This window comes from Rhizobacter koreensis, from assembly GCF_013366375.1.
In the GTDB taxonomy this organism is placed as follows: Bacteria; Pseudomonadota; Gammaproteobacteria; order Burkholderiales; family Burkholderiaceae_C; genus Schlegelella_A; species Schlegelella_A koreensis.
Genome location: NZ_JABWMJ010000008.1, coordinates 25,520 through 41,862, shown reverse-complemented (window position 1 = coordinate 41,862; position 16,343 = coordinate 25,520). Strand labels below are relative to the sequence as shown.

Here is a 16,343-nt window from a genome sequence, read left to right as displayed (position 1 = left end):
CATGTTCTTTCGTCAGGCCGGCATCCACCACAGCACCTACCGCGGCGACAGGCAGCTGTTTCCCATTCCCTTCGACCGCTGGCAGATCGCCGTGCTGCTGGTGCTGGCGGTCGCTGCGCCGGTCCTGCTGAGCCCGCTGTACATGAAGAGCTACATGCTGCCGTGGCTCATCTGGACGGCCGCTGCGCTGGGCCTGAACCTGGTCCTTGGCTGGGCCGGGCAGTTCCACTTCGGCTACGCCGCCATCATGGGCATCGGCGCCTACACCGCGGTGCATGCCACGCTGAAGGGAATCCCTTTCGAGATCGCGCTGCTGCTGGCGGGTTCCGTGTCCACACTCATCGGCAGCGCGTTCGCGATCACCGCACTGCGGGTGCGCGGCCTGTACCTCGCGCTGAGCACGCTCGCGCTGCAGTTCGTGATGGACTGGGTGATCAACAAGGTGCCCGCGGTCAGCGGCGGCACCCAGGCCACCATCCAGGCACCGCCGCTGCGCCTGCTGGGAATCGAGGTGAGCTCGGATGCCGGGCTCTACTACGTGGCGCTCGTCTGGTGCGTGCTGGTCACCATCTTCATGCTCAACCTGCGCCGCTCCGGCCTCGGCCGCGCCCTGGTGGCCGTGCGCGAGAAGGACTTTGCCGCGGCGGTGATCGGCGTCAACAGCTTCTACTACAAGCTGGTGGCCTTCGCGATGTCGTCGTTCATCGGCGGCGTCACGGGCGCGATCCTGATCTTCACCTTTTACCGCGCGGTCACGCCGGAGCAGTTCGCCGTGAACGTGTCGATCCAGGTGCTGGCGATGGTGATCGTGGGTGGCTTGGGCAGCGTGATCGGCTGCTACTTCGGCGTGGCCTTCATCCTGCTGCTGCCCGGCATCGTGGCCAATCTCATCTTTGCCGCCGCCCAGGCCGCCGACCTGAAGATCGGCATCGAGCTGCTGGCGCACATCCCCGCGTTCCTTTATGGCGTGCTGATCATCGGGTTTCTCCTGTTTGAACCGCTGGGCCTGGCCAAGATCTACAGCAACCTGCGCAACTACTTCATCTTCTGGCCTTTCGGTTACGCCCGCCGCTGAGCGAACCCCATCCCACCGCAACCTCAACCCTGACGAGGAGTGTCTCCATGATCCGACGACTCAAACTGCTGATCGGCGCCGCCGCGTTCGCGATGGGGGCGCAAGCTTCGTTCGCCGCCGAACCGATCCGCTTCGCGCTGTGCTACGACCTGACGAAGGCCTACACCTTCGTCACCCCCCAGTTCGCCCAAGCTGCCAAAGACTACGCGGCGCTGACCAATCTGCGGGGAGGCATCGAAGGCACCCCGGTCGAGATCATCGTGCAGGACCACGGCAACGAGCCGCAGCGCGGCATCGAGTGCTACGAGCGGGTGAAAGGCCAGGCACTGACGGTTGACCTGTTGTCCACACCGGTGTCGCGTGCCGTCCTTCCGCGCGCCATGAAGGACGGGGAGGTCATGATCCAGGCCATGGTCGGCCGCGGTGACGCCGTTGACGGCGAAGTCTTCAAGTGGGTCTTCCCCTTGGGCCCGACCTACTGGGGCCAGGCGGCCAACATCGTCGGTCACTTCAAGAAGCAGTCCGGCGGCAATCTGAAGGGCAAGAAGATCGCCTTCCTGTACATCGACTACCCGTTCGGCCAGGAGCCCATTCCCGTCATGCAGGAACTGCAGAAGCGGGAAGGGTTCGAGCTCCAGCTGTTCCCCTACCCGCTTCCCGGCAACGACCAGACTTCGGCGTGGTCGCAGTTGCGGCGGTTCCAGCCCGACCTGATCGTGCACTGGGCCTTCTCGGCCATGCACGTGGTGGCGGCCAAGGAAGCCAAGCGCAACGGCATCCCGCTGGACCGGGTGGTCAGCGTGAACTGGCTGAACGATGTGGACATCGCCAATATCGGCGCCGAGGCGGCCAAGGGAATCCGGCGCGCCACGCCGGTGGTCAGTGGCACCGATCACCCCACCATCAAGGCCATCCTCCAGGAGCTCTACGACAAGGGCAAAGGCAATGGCGATCGGAAACTCGTGTCTGACATCTACTACGGGCTGGGATTGGCGACCTATGCCACGATCTTCGAAGGTGCCCGTCTGGCCCTGAAGAGCGAAAAGGCCCCGCTGACGGCGGAGAAGATGCGCAAGGGGCTCGAGAGCATTCTCAACTTCGACGCCGGCGGGCTGCAACCCGCCCTGACCGTGACCGGCAAGGATCATGGCGGTGGCGGCAAGACGCGCATTGAGATGTGGGACGGCACCAAGTGGGTCCCGCAGAGCGACTGGTCCGCCGAATACGCCGACCTGGTCTGGAGCACCGTCAAGCAGCACTCGGGCGAATTCGCCAAGTCAGCTGGCAAGTAAACCCAAACCCTGCAGCGGCGGCCTGGCTTCCGGGCGCCGCTCCTTCAACGAGGAGACCGCCCATGCGCGCCGGCTTGATTCAAACATTCGCAGCTGCCCTGTTCGCAGCCGCCTCGGCGGCCGCACAAGCACAGGCCGCCGATCCGGTGCGCTTCGGGCTGTGCTACGACCTCACCAAGATCTACGTCGCCGCGGTGCCGCAGGTGGCGCAGGCGGCCAAGGACTACGCCGATCTGCTCAACCTTCGCGGCGGGCTCGAAGGGCGGCCGATCCAGGTGATCGTGCAGGACCACGGCAACGAACCCCAGCGCGGCATCGACTGCTACGAGCGCCTCAAGCGCGAGGGCGTGATGGTCTTCGACTTCTTCTCCACGCCGGTGTCGCGCGCCGCGCTGCCGCGCATCATGCAGGACGGCAATATCCTCGTGCAGCCGCTGGTGGGGCGCGGCGACGCGGTGGACGGCGAGGTGTTCAAGAACGTCTTCGTACTTGCGCCCACGTACTGGGGTCAGGCCGCCAACATCATCAGTTACTTCAAGAAGCAGGCAGGCGGCAATCTGAAAGGCAAGAAGGTCGCGTTCCTCTACCTGGATACACCGTTCGGCAGAGAGCCGATGCCGGTCTTCGAAGCGCTCAAGCGCCTGGAGGGCTACGACTTCCAGACCTTCCCGTTCCCGGTGCCTGGCAACGACCAAAGCGCCGCCTTCGCGCAGATCCGTCGCTTCCAGCCCGACTGGGTGGTGCTGTGGTCCTTCTCGCCGCTGAACCCGATCTCGTTCCGCGAGATGCAGCGCAACGGCATCCCGATCGACCGCATGGTGACCGGCAACTGGATCAACGAGGTCGACATCAACAACTTCGGCGCCGCTGCCGCCAAGGGATTGAAGCGTTCTGCCGTGGTGAGCGGCGGCGCCGAACACCCTCTGGTGCAGGACATCCTGCGAGAGCTGTACGACAAGGGCAAGGGCAATGGCGACCGCAAGCTGGTGGCAGATTCCTACTACAACACCGGCCTGGCCGTGTATTCCTCGGTGTTCGAAGGTGTGCGTCTGGCGATCAAGACGCAGGGCATGCCGCTGACGGCGGAAAAGATCCGCCAAGGCATGTACGGTCTGAAGAACTTCGACGCCAAGGGCTTCATGGCGCCGATCACGGTGACTCCACAAGACCACGGCGGCGGCGGCAAGACCCGCATCGACATGTGGGACGGGACGAAGTGGGTGCCGCAGACGCCCTGGTTCGCAGACTACACCGGCTTGGTGAACACGCTCATCAAGGCCAATTCGGCCGACTTCGCCAAAGCGAACAAGTGATCGCAACCTCTACGCGCCCGAGCCTCCGATGACCCACGCGCTGACGCTCAACAACATCGAGGTCATCTACGACCACGTCTTCCTCGCCATCAAGGGCGTCTCGATCGAGGTGCCGCAGGGCGGGATGGTGGCGCTGCTGGGGGCCAACGGCGCCGGCAAGAGCACGACCTTGAAGTCCATTAGCGGGCTGCTCAAGTCCGAGCGCGGCGAGATCACGCGCGGCAGCGTGCAGTTCATGGGCCAGGACATCGGCAAGCTCGCCCCTCAAGACCGCGTCAAGCTCGGCATCGCGCAGGTGCTCGAGGGCCGCCGGGTCTTCGAGCACCTGACGCCCGACGAGAACCTGATCGCCGCCTCGGCGGTGCGCGGCGGGCGCGCCGAGATGCAGCGCAACCGCGACCGCGTGTACAGCTATTTCCCCCGCCTGCAGCAGCGCCGCACCGCCAAGTCCGGCTATCTCTCGGGCGGCGAGCAGCAGATGCTGGCCATCGGCCGCGCGCTGATGACGCAGCCCAAGTTGCTGATGCTCGACGAGCCCAGCCTCGGCCTGGCGCCGCTGATCGTGGCCGAGATCTTCGACATCCTGCGCCGCATCAACCGCGAGGACGGCATGTCGATCCTGCTCGTCGAGCAGAACGCGATCGCCGCGCTCGACGTGGTTTCGCACGGCTACCTGATCGAGAACGGCCGCGTCGTCATGCACGACAAGGCCGAGGTGCTGCGCGACAACCCCGACATCCGCGAGGCCTACCTCGGCGGGGCCGAGGGCCGCGACTTCAAGGACATCAAGCACTACCGGCGGCGCAAGCGCTGGCTGGCTTGAATCCAACGCGGTCCGAGCCTTGCCGGCCAACGAAGGTCACACCGGCACGAACACCGGCAGCGGCGACCCACCCTCGCTCGGTTGGAACCGCACCGCCACGCGCTGGCCGATGCGGATCGCGTCGGCATCGGCATCGACGATGTTGGTCATCATCGACGGGCCCTCGTCGAGCGTCACGTAGGCGACGACATAGGGCACCTCGGCACGGCGCATGACGCTGAAGCTGTAGATCGTGCCCTGCCCGCCGGCCTGTCGCCACTCGGTGTTCAGGCTGCCGCAGAACGGGCAGCCATCGCGCGGATAGTGGTGGTGCTCGCCGCAGTCGCGGCAGCGCTTGACGAGCAGCCGGCCCTCGGCGGCAGCATCCCAGAACGGCTTGGCGTCGGGGTAGACGGTGGGCGCCGGCATCTGGCGCCGGCCGATGTTCAGACTCATGCGCGCTCCAGGATCAGGGTGGCACTGCCGTGCCGGGTGCCGAGCGAACCGCCGGTGCCGTGCGCGAGCGCGAGCCGGCAGTTCGGCACCTGCACCTTGGGGTGGGCCTCGCCGCGCAACTGCCGCACGGCCTCGATCACCTTGGTCATGCCGCCGCGGTTGCCCGGGTGGTTGTTGCACAGGCCACCGCCGTCGGTGTTGAAGGGCAGCTTGCCGGTGCCGGCAATCAGGTTGCCGTCGCTGACGAAGCGGCCGCCCTGCCCCTTGGCGCAGAAGCCCAGGTCCTCCAGCGTGAGCAGCACGGTGATCGTGAAGCTGTCGTAGATCGACGCGTACTGGATGTCCGAGGGCTTCACGCCGGCCTCGGCGAACGCGGCCTTGCCGGTCCACGCCGCGCCGGTGGTCAGCAGGTCGACCTTGCCGCCGCTCTGCGCGCGCTGGTACTCGCCGGTGCCGATGATGTCGACGACCGGCCGCTTCAGGCTGCGCGCGATCTCGGGCCGCACCACCACCAGCGCGCCGCCGCCGTCGCTGATGACGCAGCAGTCCAGCCGGTGCAGCGGGTCGGCGATCATCGGCGAGCCGACCACGTCCTTCACCGTGACCACGTCGCGCACCATCGCGTGCGGGTTGTGCTGCGCGTGGTGCGAGGCGGCGACGCGGATCCACGCGAGCTGCTCGCCCGTCGTGCCGTGCTCGTGCATGTGGCGCATCGCCGCCATCGCGTACATGTTGACCGTGGTCGGCGCATAGGGCAGCTCAAAGGGCACGTCGGGCGCGGGGCCGTAGTTGCGCGGCGCGGTGCCGGTGGCCATGCCCTCGGCCTTGGGCCGGCCGGCCAGCGTGATCAGCGCGACGTTGCAGCGCCCGGCGGCGATGGCCGCGGCGGCGTGCGCCACGTGCACCAGGTACGACGAACCGCCGGTCTCGGTGGTGTCCACGTGCCGAACGCTCATGCCGAGGTAGTCCACCATCGACAGCGCCCCCAGCCCCGGCGCGTCGCCGGCGCAGAAGTAGCCATCGACGTCCTTGAGCGTCAGCCCGGCATCGGCCAGCGCGCCGCGCGCGACCTCGGCATGCAGCTGGGCCACCGACTTGTCATCGGCACGACGTGTCGGGTGTTCCCAGGCGCCGGCAATGCAGGCGGTGTTCTTCAGGCTCATGCCGATGCTCCTGTGGGCTTGAGCGTCGCCGTGCCCTTGATGACGTCCTGCCCCTTGGCGTTGCGCACCCACACGTCGTAGGCGGGCGGCTCGCTGCCGGCGCGCAGCTCGCCGCCACCGGTCACGTCGTCGTCGATGCGCACCGGCTGCACGAAGCGGATCTCGAGGTGGATGCGGTTCAGCGCCTGCACGCCGAGCGTGTTCTTCAGCGCCTGCCAGATCAGCGCCACCGACATCGTGCCGTGGGCGATGATGCCGCCCATCGGGCTCTTGGCGGCGAATTCCTTGTCGACGTGGATCGGGTTGTAGTCGTTCGTCACCGCTGCGTACTTCAGGATGGTGTCGAAGTCGACGTGCTTGGTCGATGGTGTCAGCTTCGCCTGCACGGGCACTCCTCCTCTGCTGCGTCTACTGCGCCACCAGCGTCGTCATGACGCCGGTGAACAGCAGTTCGTTCGATCCGACCGCGCGCGTCTCGCTGCGCACGCGCACCCACTTGCGGTCCTTCTTAATCTCCTTGTCGAGGCACCACACGTCGGTGTGGAGGGTCTCGCCGGTGCGCGGCATGCGCCGGATGTCGAAGGTCTGGCCGCCGTGCACGCCGCCGGGCGGGCGCGGCGAGTTCAGCGCCAGCACCGCGTCGATGACGATCATCGCCAGCATGCCGGCGGGCATCACGCCCGGATCGTCGTCGTGCGGGTAGACGCTGCGCCACTTCGCGACGGTCGATTCGTCGACCGCGAAATCGCGCGCGCCGTAATGCCTGCCCGGCTCGTAGTGGGCATAGTTGAAGATCGGTTTCTCGCTCATGCGGGTTCCACTTGAGGAATCTTCTGCTCGCTGCAGGGGCGCGACTCGAAGCACACGCGCACCGCCATGCCGATGCACACCTGCGCCGGGTCGCAGCGCAGCACGTTGCACATGAAGCGCAAGCCCTCGTCCAAGTCCACCAGTGCCAGCACGTAGGGCGTGTCGCCGGCGAAGGCCGCCAGCGGCGCGCGGTGGATCACCGAGAAGCTCGCGATGCGCCCGCCGCCCGCGGCCTTGTGCCATTGCAGATCGGTGGCGTGGCAGTGCACGCAGGCGTTGCGCGCATAGGACTGCGCCTTGCCGCAGGCGCCGCAGCGCTGGTAGCGGAACTCGCCCAGGTTGGCGCCTTCCCAGTACGGACGGCTGATGCCATCGGGCACCGGCACCGGCTTGGCTTGCGTGTCGGCCATCGTCAGGCCCTCCCCAGCAGGATCGAGCAGTGGCCAGAGAAGATGCCTCCCAGCGTGTGCGCGAGCGCGACTTCGGCGTCCTTCACCTGGCGCTGCCCACACTCGCCGCGCAGCTGGCGCACCGCCTCGACGACATGGAACATGCCGCCGGCCGGGCCCGATGAGCCGTACGACAGCAACCCGCCGTTGGTGTTGAGCGGGAACCTGCCGCCGATGGCGAACTCGCCGGCCAGCGCCGCCGGGCCCGCCGCCCCGCGTTCGTAGAAACCCATAGCCTCGAGTTGGATCAGCAGCGTGCTGGTGAAGCAGTCGTAGATGTGCGCACTGTCGATGTCGGTGTGCTTCAGTCCGGCGTGGCCGAGCGCCTCGCCCACCGATTCGCGGCAGCCGAAGTCCACCAGCGACGGCGCGGCGAAGATGTGCTCGTGCGTATGGCCCTCGCCGGTGGCGAGCAGCTCGACGGAACGCTTGGGCCTGTCGCGCCCGGTCTCGGAAGCACTGACGATCACCGCCGCGCCGCCGTCGGAGACGGGGCAGCAGTCGAGCATGCGCAGCGGCGACGCAATCACCTTGGACCTGCGCACGTCGTCCATCGTGATCGGCTTCTTCATGTGCGACTGCGGATGCAGCGCCGCGTTGGCGCGCTGGTTCACCGCCACCGCGGCGAGGTGGTCGCCGTTCAGCCAGCCTTCGTGGAAGTAGACCTGCGCGGCCATCGCGAAGGCCGCCGGCACGCTCATGCCGTAGGGCTGCTCGTACTGCGCGTGGCCCACGTCGGCGAGTGCGGCCTGCACCCTCTCGCCCATGCCGGTGAGGCGGTTGTCGCCGGTCACGCACAGCACGTGGCGGCACAGGCCCGAGCGCACAAGCGATTCGGCATGCCGCACCAGCAGCCCGCCGGTCATGCCGCCCATGCAGATCGACGCATTGACCTTGGGCCTGAAACCCAGGTACTCGGCGAGCACGCCGCCGAGCATCAGCTGCGGCGAGGCGAACGAGTACGCTGTGAGCAGGCCGTCGATGTCCGACAGCTTCAGGCCCGCGTCGGCCAGCGCGCCGAGGCTGGCCTCGGCGTGCAGCGACATGCAGGTGCTCTCCGGCAGCGAACCGACCTGCGTGTCGTAGACGCCGCTGACGATGGCTTTGCTGGCCATGGTTCTCCTTCGGTGAAGCGGGATCAGGGCAGGCTGATGACGAGGTCGCGCTGCAGGCGGCGCAACTGCTCGACCGCGCCGTCGACGAGGTCGGCCATGATGTCCTTCGCGGGCCGCCGCCCCTTGACGAGCCCGCCCGCCTGTCCAGCGATGTTGTAGAAGAGATCGTGCCGCCCGGCGGCCAGCGCCGCGGCGAGGAAGTCTTCCATCAGGATGCGCTGGTGCGGCGTCTCCAGCGTCGGCAGGCCCGACTCGGCCCAGGCCTGCGAGATCTCGCTGTGGAACGCGCGTACGGTCTTGCCCGTCCAGATCTTGCTGATGCGGAAGGCTTCCGAATCAGAGGCGACGATCTGGTCCTTGCAGGCGTCGAACAGCTCGCCTTCGTCGGCGACGAGGAAGGCGGTGCCGATCCACACCGCCTGCGCGCCCAGCGCCAGCGCGGCGACGATGCCGCGCCCGTCGGCAATGCCCCCGGCGGCGAGCACCGGCGTCGGGCTCACCGCATCGACCACCTGCGGGATCAGCGGCAGCGACGCGACCGTACCGGTGTGGCCGCCGGCCTCGGTGCCCTGCGCGACGATGGCGTCCACGCCGGTCTTCTTCTGCCGCACCGCGTTGCGCACCGAGCCCGACAGCCCGAGCAGCTTCATGCCCTGCGCACGCGCGCGGTCGAGCAGGAAATCGGGGTCGCCCAGGCCGGCGGCGAACACCGGCACGCGCTCGTCGAAGATGACCTCGAGCACGGATTTCGCGTACTCGATGTTGACCACCGTCTCGTCGGCCGGCTTCACGTCGGGCAGACCGTAGCGGCGGATCAGCTCCTGCACGAACGCGGCATGCTGGGGGAACCGGGCACGGATCTCGTCGCGCACCGCGCTGCGCGTGGGCGGCGCGTCGGCGATGCGCGCCGGCAGCAGCAGGTCCACGCCGAAGGGCTTGTCGGTCAGCGCGCGCACGGCGCGGATACGGCGCCGCGTTTCCTCCGGCGACAGGCCCGAGCAGCCGAGCACGCCGAGGCCCCCGGCCTGCGACACCGCGGCCACCAGCGCCGGCGGCGTGGCGCGGCCGCCCACGCCCATGCCGGCCAGGAAGATCGGCACCTCGATGCCCCAGGCATCGCAGAACGCGTTGTGCAGCACCGCCCGACTCATCGTGCGCCGCGACCGGTCACTTGAAGACGGGCTTGCGCTTGGCGCGGAAGGCGGCCACGCCTTCCTTCACGTCGTCGGTCTGGAACAGGAACGGGAAGGCGTCGATGGCATAGCGCATGTCGTCGCCGCCGATGCCCTTGTTGTAGAACGACTTGGCCATCTGCAGCGCCATCTGCGGCTTGGCGGCCAGCTTCTCGGCGAAGGCCATCGCCTCGTCCATCAACTTCTCGGGCGCCACCGTGCGCAGTGCGATACCCAGCGCCGCCGCATCGGCGGCGGAGATCGGCTCGCCGAGCATGCTCATCTCCTTGGCCTTCGGCCGCCCGACGATCTGGTGCAGCCGCAGCAGCGCAAAGCCGGGCAGCAGGCCGAGCTGGATCTCGGGCACCCCGAACCTGGCGCGTTCGGAGGCGAGGATGAAGTCGCAGGCGATCGCCAGCTCGAAGCCGCCGCCGAAGGCGATGCCGTTGACCGCGGCGATCAGCGGCTTGCGGCAGCGCTCGGGCGCCTCGAGCACCGGCAGCACGCCGGCGATGAAGTCGCGCGCCTGCTCGGGCGTCTCAGGGAAGCTGCTGATGTCAGCGCCAGCGCAGAAGGCTTTGTCGCCGCGGCCGGTGAGGATGCCGACGCGAACATCGGGGTCGGCGTCGATCCTCGCCAGCCCCTCGGTCAGGCCCTGGCGGATGCCCAGCGAGATGGCGTTGAGCTTGGTCGGCTCGTCCAGGGTGAGGACCGCGATGCGACCCACTTTCTCGAATTCGACGCTGCCGATGCGCATGCGATGCTCCCGCGTGGGCGGCGACGCTCGCGCCGCCCGACAGGCTGGCGCTGTACTCCATCGCCTTGGGACAACAACGTGCCGCGCGGACGGCGCGGCACCCGAATGCGCAGACTAACAAACGTTCGGTTGTTGGTCAATCCGCATCCGGCCCACGGCATCCGCACCACCCAACGGGTGGCGGGCGCGATGGCCGTTGCCGCTACCGCGCGACCCAGCCGCCGCTGACCGAGAAGACCTGGCCGACGAAACAGTCCGCGGCTGCGCTGCACAGGTGCGCGGCGAACCCGGCCGCCTCGCGCGCGCCGACCAACCGGCCCAGCGGCACCTCGCGCTTCAGGCGCTCTTGGAAGCGCGGGTTGGCCTTCACCTCAGGCGGGAAGTAGGTGGGCGTGTCGACGAAATTGAACGCCAGCGCATTGACCTGCACGCCGTGGCGCGCAACTTCGGCGCCCACGGCCTGCGCCCAGGCAAGCTGCGCGCCCCGGGCCGCGCTGTAGGACGACGCGCGGTTCTGCCCGCGCAGGGCGGCCGCGCTGCCGAGCAGCACGATCTTGCCCGAGCGGCGCGCGATCATCTGTGGCAGCACGGTGCGCGCCAGCCTCGGCAGCGGATCCACCATCGCCGCGAAGGCCTCGCGCCACTCGGCGTCGCCGACCTCGGCGGCCAGCGTGCCGGCGGCCGGAATGCCCAGGTTGATCACCAGCGCGTCGATGGTGCCGGCGTCCCGCACGACGCGCTCGGCTGCATCGGGGGCGTCCAGCCGTTCGTCGTTGGCGACGACCTCAGCGCCGCGCGCGGCCAGCACCTCGCACAGCACAGGGCCGACGAAGACCGTCGATTGGGTCACCAGCACGCGCCGGCCTTCCAGGCTTTCGGGTTCCACGGCATTCATCTCCTCGTTCGATCGGACACGGCAGTGGCTCGCGCTGCCTGATCGCATCTTCGCATTGTGCGACCGGCCGCCGGCACGGCCGCACCCGTGATGGTCTTGCCGACGAAGTCGCGGCAGGCCATTGCGGTGGGCGGCAATCGTTGCCGCCGCCGCAAGCAGCGAGAAGGCCGCCCAGCTGGACGACCGGAAGATTGAGCGGCCTTGCATAATCTCCTCCAAAGGGCCGAATGACTAAGGAAAGTCTGCAAGACCTCTGGTCATTCCGACTGGTGCGCTGCGTGATGGCGCATGACGATGCGGGGCATGGATCAGATGACGTTTGGCCTGAACCCGCTGCCCAAGAAGATCCGCAAAGAGGTCTTCCTCGACGAGATGAACCAGGGTCGTGCCTTGGGCTGCGCTGGTCGCGTTGATCAGCCACATGCCCGAGGCGCGCATCAGGCGCTGGGCGGACGACCGCCATTTCCCATTGAGACCATGCTGCGCATCCACTGCCTGCAACTGTGGTGGAACCTGAGCGATCCGGCCATGGAGGAGGAGTTGCACGAGCGCCCGCTGTACCGCCGCTTCGTGGGCCTGGACGGTGCAGCCCGCATGCCCGACGAGACCACCATCCTGAGGTTCCGACATCTGCTGGAGAAGCAAGAGCTCGCGCCGCAGGTGCTGGCCACCATCAACGCAGGTTTGGCGCAGCACGGCCTGATGCGCAAGACCGACACCGTGGTGGACGCCACCATCATCGCTGCGCCGCGTTCGACGAAGAACACGCAGGGCGAGCGCGACCCCGAGATGCACCAGACCCGCAAGGGCAAGCAGTGGCACTTCGGCATGAAGGCGCACTTCGGGGTGGATGCCGAGTCGGGACTGGCGCACACGGTCATCGGCACGGCGGCCAACGTCGACGACGTGACGCAGGCCGGTGCGCTGCTGCACGGCCAAGAGCCAGCCGCCTTCGGCGACGCTGGCTACCGCGGCGTGGACAAGCGCCCGAGGCCCAGGGCCCCACCTGGTTCGTAGGTATGCAGCCGGGCAAACGCAGGGCGCTGAACACGACCCACAAGTGGGCCAGGATGCTGGAGAAGGCCGAACAACTCAAGGCCAGCGAGAGGGCCAAGGTCGAGCACCCGTTCCGGGTCGTCAAACAGCGGTTCGGCTATGCGAAGGTTCGTTACCGTGGCCTGTCCAAGAACACCGCGCGGCTGACGATGCTGTTCGCTTTGAGCAATCTGTGGATGGTCCGGCGGGAAGTGCTGGGAGCGCGGGGATGAGTGCGCCTGCGACGCGGCGCAATGGCGCTGAGCGGGCTGAAATCGCCTGCCTCACGCCGCAAAGCGCCGTCAAAAGGCCTGCCGATCCCACATCACGACACGATCCGCCCCCGCCATGCCTCGCCTCGCCTCGAAAGCAGGGTTGTGCAGACTGTCCTTAGCCTCGTTGGCCGCGCCGGCACCCCGAGGCCCATCCTGGACAAGTTGGCCCAGGCCGTCACGCGCGGCCTGCAGGCCGACGGCATGCGCCAGACCTTGCTGGCCAAGGGCGTCGAGCCAGTCGGCGGCACGCCCGAGCAGTTCGCGAACTTCATGAGCGGAGAGATGCGGCGCTACGCGGCCGCCGCTAGCGCCGCCGGCCTGCAGCGCGAGTAGTCCCCGAACAGGGCGGCTCCACGGTTTCGAAGTCCGACCGCCTTTCAGCACCGTCCGCGGGAAAGCCCGCAGTTCAGCGCGAGCGATGCTGTCTAACATACGTTTGGTAGCCGACTTGTGATGTAAGCCACACCGCAAGGCTTTCCACCGACCTCAACTACACAACATTCTTCTTGGCAGCCTGATGGCGACCGCCTCGCTGGCGGCGCAGGCCCAATCGAGCGTTACCCTCTATGGTTTGATTGATATCGCGCCCGCGATGGTCAGTCGCACCAACACGGCCGACGACCGCCAGTTCCGGCTGAACTCGGACACGGGCAGTTCGTCGCGCTTTGGCGTCAGGGGCACGGAAGACCTCGGCGGCGGCCTGGCGGCCTTCTTCAACCTGGAGTCTCCGCTCGACGCGAAGAACGGTTCGGTAGCTGGCGGCGCAGCTTCGGGGGCATGTAACGTGGCTGCAGCCTGCGCTTCCGCCACCACGCCTGCGTTCTGGCGGCGCAATGCGTATGTCGGTCTCCGCGGAGGCTTCGGTGAAGTCACCTTCGGGCGCAACTACACCGCCGCGGTGATCAAGCAGGCCGCGACGGTGAGCGCGACGCCCTCCGGCATCAATACGGGCATGGCGACAAACCTGGCGGCGCAGGGTATCAGCAACGACTTCTGGAACAGCAACCAGATCCGCTACGACAGTCCGAAGTTCGGCCCTATCGACTTCTCCGCACACGTCGCGCTCGGGGAAGGCGTGACGGGGCGCAACGTCGGCGGTAATGTAGGCTACAACGACGGACCGCTGGCCATCTCGCTCAGCTACCAGCGCGACGAGAACCTCGCTGGCGATGCGGTGAAGTGGATGATCCTGTCGGGGTCCTACAACTTCGGCTCGTTCAAGGTCCATGTCGCGTTCGACGATGTCAACAACGACGAACGCGTCGTAGGCTTCCGAGACTCGAAGTTCTGGACCGTCGGCGCGAGTTTCAAGGCAACGCCGCTGCTGACCGTCGCTGCGCAGTACTGGAACCTCAAGGATTCCGCCTCTTCGAATTCGTCCAAGCAGGTGGTGTTGAACGCCGACTACCTGCTGTCTCGCCGGACGGCGCTGTTCGCGATGCTCGGACATGTGAACAACAAGGACATCGCGGTACTGCCGCTGTGGAACTCCGGCGTGACTGTCGCGAATGACAAGGTGTACGGCCTGGCGGCAGGGGTGCGCCACTCCTTCTAGGCCATCATGAACGATTTCCTAGGTTGATGGTCTCTTGACCGGCAACCCTTTCGGCGGCGGGACTCGCTCCCGCCGTCTTTCTTTTCGTCGCTCGACCCCTGCGGTTCGAGTCATGGCGGCGAAGGCATCGAGGTGTCGCCGACTATCCGGCTATTGGCGCGCCCCAGCCTCTCGAGAATGCGCGCGAAGAGGATAGTCCTGCCGGCACACATCGTCCAGCGCATCGAGCTCGACTCGTCCGTCAGAACCACACGGAATTTGCAGCGCCCGACCCGGAAATGGCACGTCGATGCGAAAGCGAATTTCCAGCAACTGCCGGACGGGCTCGGTAGCCCCGGACTTGCGTCCCGAAGCGTCGCCGCACATGCCGAGTGCTCCACGAGTCATCGATTCGCCCGCCGGAACCGCGGTAATACAGCGCCCATGCCGGCTGGTTCGCAGACCAGCTCGACGGATGCGTCGAAGTCGATCGACATCGGGTCCTCATCGACCAGCGAACTGATCATGCGCGGCCCTTCTTCGAGCTCGACCAGCAGCACGGCATAGGGCGTGTCCTGTTTGAAAGCCGGGCCCGGAGCCCGGTGCACCACGCTGAACGAGTGGACTTTTCCGCGACCGCTCGCGGGCCGGTGAACCAGCTGCGCGCCGAGGCACCGCCGGCAGACCGCCTGCTGGTACAACTGAATATGGCCGCAGCTACCGCAGTGCTGCAGCAGTAGCCGGCCTTCCTTCATGGCGTTCCAGTAGGCTTGCGAGTCGGCGTCAGGTGTGGGCAGCGGCTTGATGTGTGCCTCGCTAGGGTCAATGCGTCTCACAGCGTGGCCTCCGTGCCGAGGATGGTGGTCGCCTGCGTGGCGAAGCCGGCGCCCAGGCTATGCACGAGGCCGAGTTCGGCACCCGCCACCTGCCGCTCCCCGCAACGCCCGCGCAATTGCTCGACCACTTCCAGGAAGTGCAACAGGGAACCCGGCATGCCCGGATGGGCGAACGACAGCAGACCGCCGTGCGTATTGATCGGGATGCTCCCGCCGTAGGTGATCTGGCGGTCGTCAACGAAGCGCCCGCCCTCACCCTTTGGACAGAACCCCAGGTCCTCGAGCATCATCACCACCGTCCCGGTGAAACAGTCGTACACACCGGCTACGTCGATGTCGCGCGGGGCCACGCCGGCCATCGCATACGCCCGCGCGCTGGACTGAACGGCGCCGGTCGTCGTCAGCGACGGCATCAGGAAGATGTGCTCGTGGGTGTAGCACTCGCCACCACCGAGGATGTAGATCGGCTTGCTTCGACCCGCGGCAGCACGGTCAGCGGCACTTACGACGAACGCCGCGGCGCCGTCTGAGATGAGCGAGCAATCGAGCTTGTGGTATGGCGTGGTCACCCAACCAGAGTTCAGCACGTCCTCGACCGTGATCGGCATGGTCATCTGCGCGTCGGGCGTGCGCATCGCGTGCTCGCGGTGGATAACGGCGACCTTCGCGAACTGCTCGGACGTGGTGCCGAACTCCTTCATGTGCCGGTGCGCTGTCATCGCGAAGGTGTTCGCGACCGGGATTCCGAACGGCATCTCGTACTGCTGGTCGCGGCTCTCGGTCATCGAGCGCAGCGCCAAGTCGGGGGACAGCCCCGTCAGCAGGCTGTCGGCGCCGAGCACGAGTACGTTGTTCGCCAGGCCCGCCGTGATCGCCGCCGCGGCCATGTTGAACATCGTCGCCGCCGTCGCACCGGACACCTGCAGTGTGTTCGAGAACGTCGGGGCGATGCCGAAGTACTCGCTGAAGGCCACGCTGAAGCGGTGGAACGGAGCCGCGAAGGCAACGCTCGTCAGCACGCCGTCGATGGCGCCACGATCGAGCCCGGCATCGGCCAGTGCCGCCTGAGCGGCGTCGGTCGCCAGGGCCATGACGCTGCGGCCCTCCACCCGGCCCACCGCCGATCGCCCCGCCCCGGTGATCGCGGATCGTCCGCGCAAACTTCGCGTTGCTGACGTTGACCCACTCAAAGCCATGGCCGTCGACCTCCGTGCGCTTTGCACTGCTTGCTCGACGGAATTCTATACCTAACAAGCGTTCGTTTGTTACGCGACCGCGTTAGCCCGGATATTTCACGGGCAGTAGGTCGGCAGCCTCGTGCCGAGGCGCGTTGACATAGGACTCTTACCCCCTATGACAACCGA

General features: G+C 67.2%; 17 protein-coding genes and 1 pseudogene. 7 read left to right on the top strand and 11 right to left on the bottom strand.

The window, feature by feature from the left end; genetic code table 11:
* The first annotated feature begins 1 nt into the window (after position 1).
* The 4 genes from HQN59_RS16735 to HQN59_RS16720 are packed head-to-tail and all read left to right on the top strand — an operon-like array spanning position 2 to position 4,503.
* Complete coding sequence (locus HQN59_RS16735) at positions 2–1,075, top strand: branched-chain amino acid ABC transporter permease (RefSeq protein WP_176070269.1); 1,074 nt, start codon at positions 2–4, stop codon at positions 1,073–1,075.
* A gap of 47 nt (positions 1,076–1,122) precedes the next feature.
* Positions 1,123–2,367, top strand: coding sequence for an ABC transporter substrate-binding protein (locus tag HQN59_RS16730; protein WP_176070268.1), 1,245 nt, complete (start codon positions 1,123–1,125; stop codon positions 2,365–2,367).
* Positions 2,268–3,680: an ABC transporter substrate-binding protein gene (locus HQN59_RS16725; protein WP_342451234.1), complete on the top strand. Its 1,413-nt coding sequence runs from the start codon at positions 2,268–2,270 to the stop codon at positions 3,678–3,680. Before HQN59_RS16730 ends, HQN59_RS16725 begins: the two co-directional genes overlap by 100 nt.
* A 28-nt stretch (positions 3,681–3,708) precedes the next feature.
* Positions 3,709–4,503: an ABC transporter ATP-binding protein gene (locus HQN59_RS16720; protein ID WP_176070267.1), complete on the top strand. Its 795-nt coding sequence runs from the start codon at positions 3,709–3,711 to the stop codon at positions 4,501–4,503.
* A 36-nt stretch (positions 4,504–4,539) separates the two neighbouring features.
* Here HQN59_RS16720 and HQN59_RS16715 read toward each other — a convergent pair whose 3' ends face one another.
* The 9 genes from HQN59_RS16715 to HQN59_RS16675 form a co-directional block, all read right to left on the bottom strand.
* The gene (locus HQN59_RS16715) at positions 4,540–4,938 is read right to left on the bottom strand and encodes a Zn-ribbon domain-containing OB-fold protein (protein ID WP_038200800.1); all 399 of its coding nucleotides are present in this window, start codon (positions 4,936–4,938) and stop codon (positions 4,540–4,542) included.
* Positions 4,935–6,101 carry a thiolase domain-containing protein gene (locus HQN59_RS16710; RefSeq protein WP_176070266.1) on the bottom strand — a complete coding sequence of 389 codons (1,167 nt, stop codon included), beginning with the start codon at positions 6,099–6,101 and terminating at the stop codon, positions 4,935–4,937. Before HQN59_RS16710 ends, HQN59_RS16715 begins: the two co-directional genes overlap by 4 nt.
* Complete coding sequence (locus HQN59_RS16705; protein ID WP_176070265.1) at positions 6,098–6,487, bottom strand: MaoC/PaaZ C-terminal domain-containing protein; 390 nt, start codon at positions 6,485–6,487, stop codon at positions 6,098–6,100. The genes HQN59_RS16710 and HQN59_RS16705 overlap by 4 nt, the downstream gene beginning before the upstream one ends.
* A gap of 22 nt (positions 6,488–6,509) precedes the next feature.
* The gene (locus tag HQN59_RS16700; RefSeq protein WP_176070264.1) at positions 6,510–6,911 is read right to left on the bottom strand and encodes a MaoC family dehydratase; all 402 of its coding nucleotides are present in this window, start codon (positions 6,909–6,911) and stop codon (positions 6,510–6,512) included.
* Positions 6,908–7,321, bottom strand: coding sequence for a Zn-ribbon domain-containing OB-fold protein (locus tag HQN59_RS16695; RefSeq protein ID WP_176070263.1), 414 nt, complete (start codon positions 7,319–7,321; stop codon positions 6,908–6,910). The genes HQN59_RS16700 and HQN59_RS16695 overlap by 4 nt, the downstream gene beginning before the upstream one ends.
* 2 nt (positions 7,322–7,323) lie before the next feature.
* On the bottom strand, positions 7,324–8,475 hold the full coding sequence (locus tag HQN59_RS16690; protein ID WP_176070262.1) for a thiolase family protein: 1,152 nt from the start codon (positions 8,473–8,475) through the stop codon (positions 7,324–7,326).
* Positions 8,476–8,498: 23 nt separating this feature from the next.
* Entirely contained in the window at positions 8,499–9,614 is a 1,116-nt protein-coding gene (locus HQN59_RS16685; protein WP_176070261.1) for a nitronate monooxygenase, read from the bottom strand.
* A 28-nt stretch (positions 9,615–9,642) separates the two neighbouring features.
* A complete protein-coding gene (locus tag HQN59_RS16680; RefSeq protein ID WP_176070260.1) occupies positions 9,643–10,404 on the bottom strand; it encodes an enoyl-CoA hydratase/isomerase family protein in 762 nt (253 codons plus the stop codon).
* A 202-nt stretch (positions 10,405–10,606) separates the two neighbouring features.
* The gene (locus HQN59_RS16675; RefSeq protein WP_246294978.1) at positions 10,607–11,506 is read right to left on the bottom strand and encodes an SDR family oxidoreductase; all 900 of its coding nucleotides are present in this window, start codon (positions 11,504–11,506) and stop codon (positions 10,607–10,609) included.
* A gap of 96 nt (positions 11,507–11,602) precedes the next feature.
* Between HQN59_RS16675 and HQN59_RS16670 the strand changes: the two are divergent.
* The 3 genes and pseudogenes from HQN59_RS16670 to HQN59_RS16660 all read left to right on the top strand — a co-directional run bounded on the left by HQN59_RS16670 (position 11,603) and on the right by HQN59_RS16660 (position 14,164).
* Positions 11,603–12,567, top strand: a pseudogene (locus tag HQN59_RS16670) (IS5 family transposase).
* 204 nt (positions 12,568–12,771) lie between these two features.
* On the top strand, positions 12,772–12,942 hold the full coding sequence (locus HQN59_RS27045; protein WP_425342738.1) for a hypothetical protein: 171 nt from the start codon (positions 12,772–12,774) through the stop codon (positions 12,940–12,942).
* Positions 12,943–13,126: 184 nt separating this feature from the next.
* Entirely contained in the window at positions 13,127–14,164 is a 1,038-nt protein-coding gene (locus HQN59_RS16660; protein WP_176070258.1) for a porin, read from the top strand.
* 383 nt (positions 14,165–14,547) lie between these two features.
* Here HQN59_RS16660 and HQN59_RS16655 read toward each other — a convergent pair whose 3' ends face one another.
* Positions 14,548–14,979 (bottom strand): Zn-ribbon domain-containing OB-fold protein, encoded by a 432-nt coding sequence (locus tag HQN59_RS16655; protein WP_342451233.1) that lies wholly within the window; start codon positions 14,977–14,979, stop codon positions 14,548–14,550.
* Positions 14,976–16,202, bottom strand: coding sequence for a thiolase C-terminal domain-containing protein (locus HQN59_RS16650; protein ID WP_342451232.1), 1,227 nt, complete (start codon positions 16,200–16,202; stop codon positions 14,976–14,978). Before HQN59_RS16650 ends, HQN59_RS16655 begins: the two co-directional genes overlap by 4 nt.
* Between the last annotated feature and the right edge of the window lie 141 nt (positions 16,203–16,343).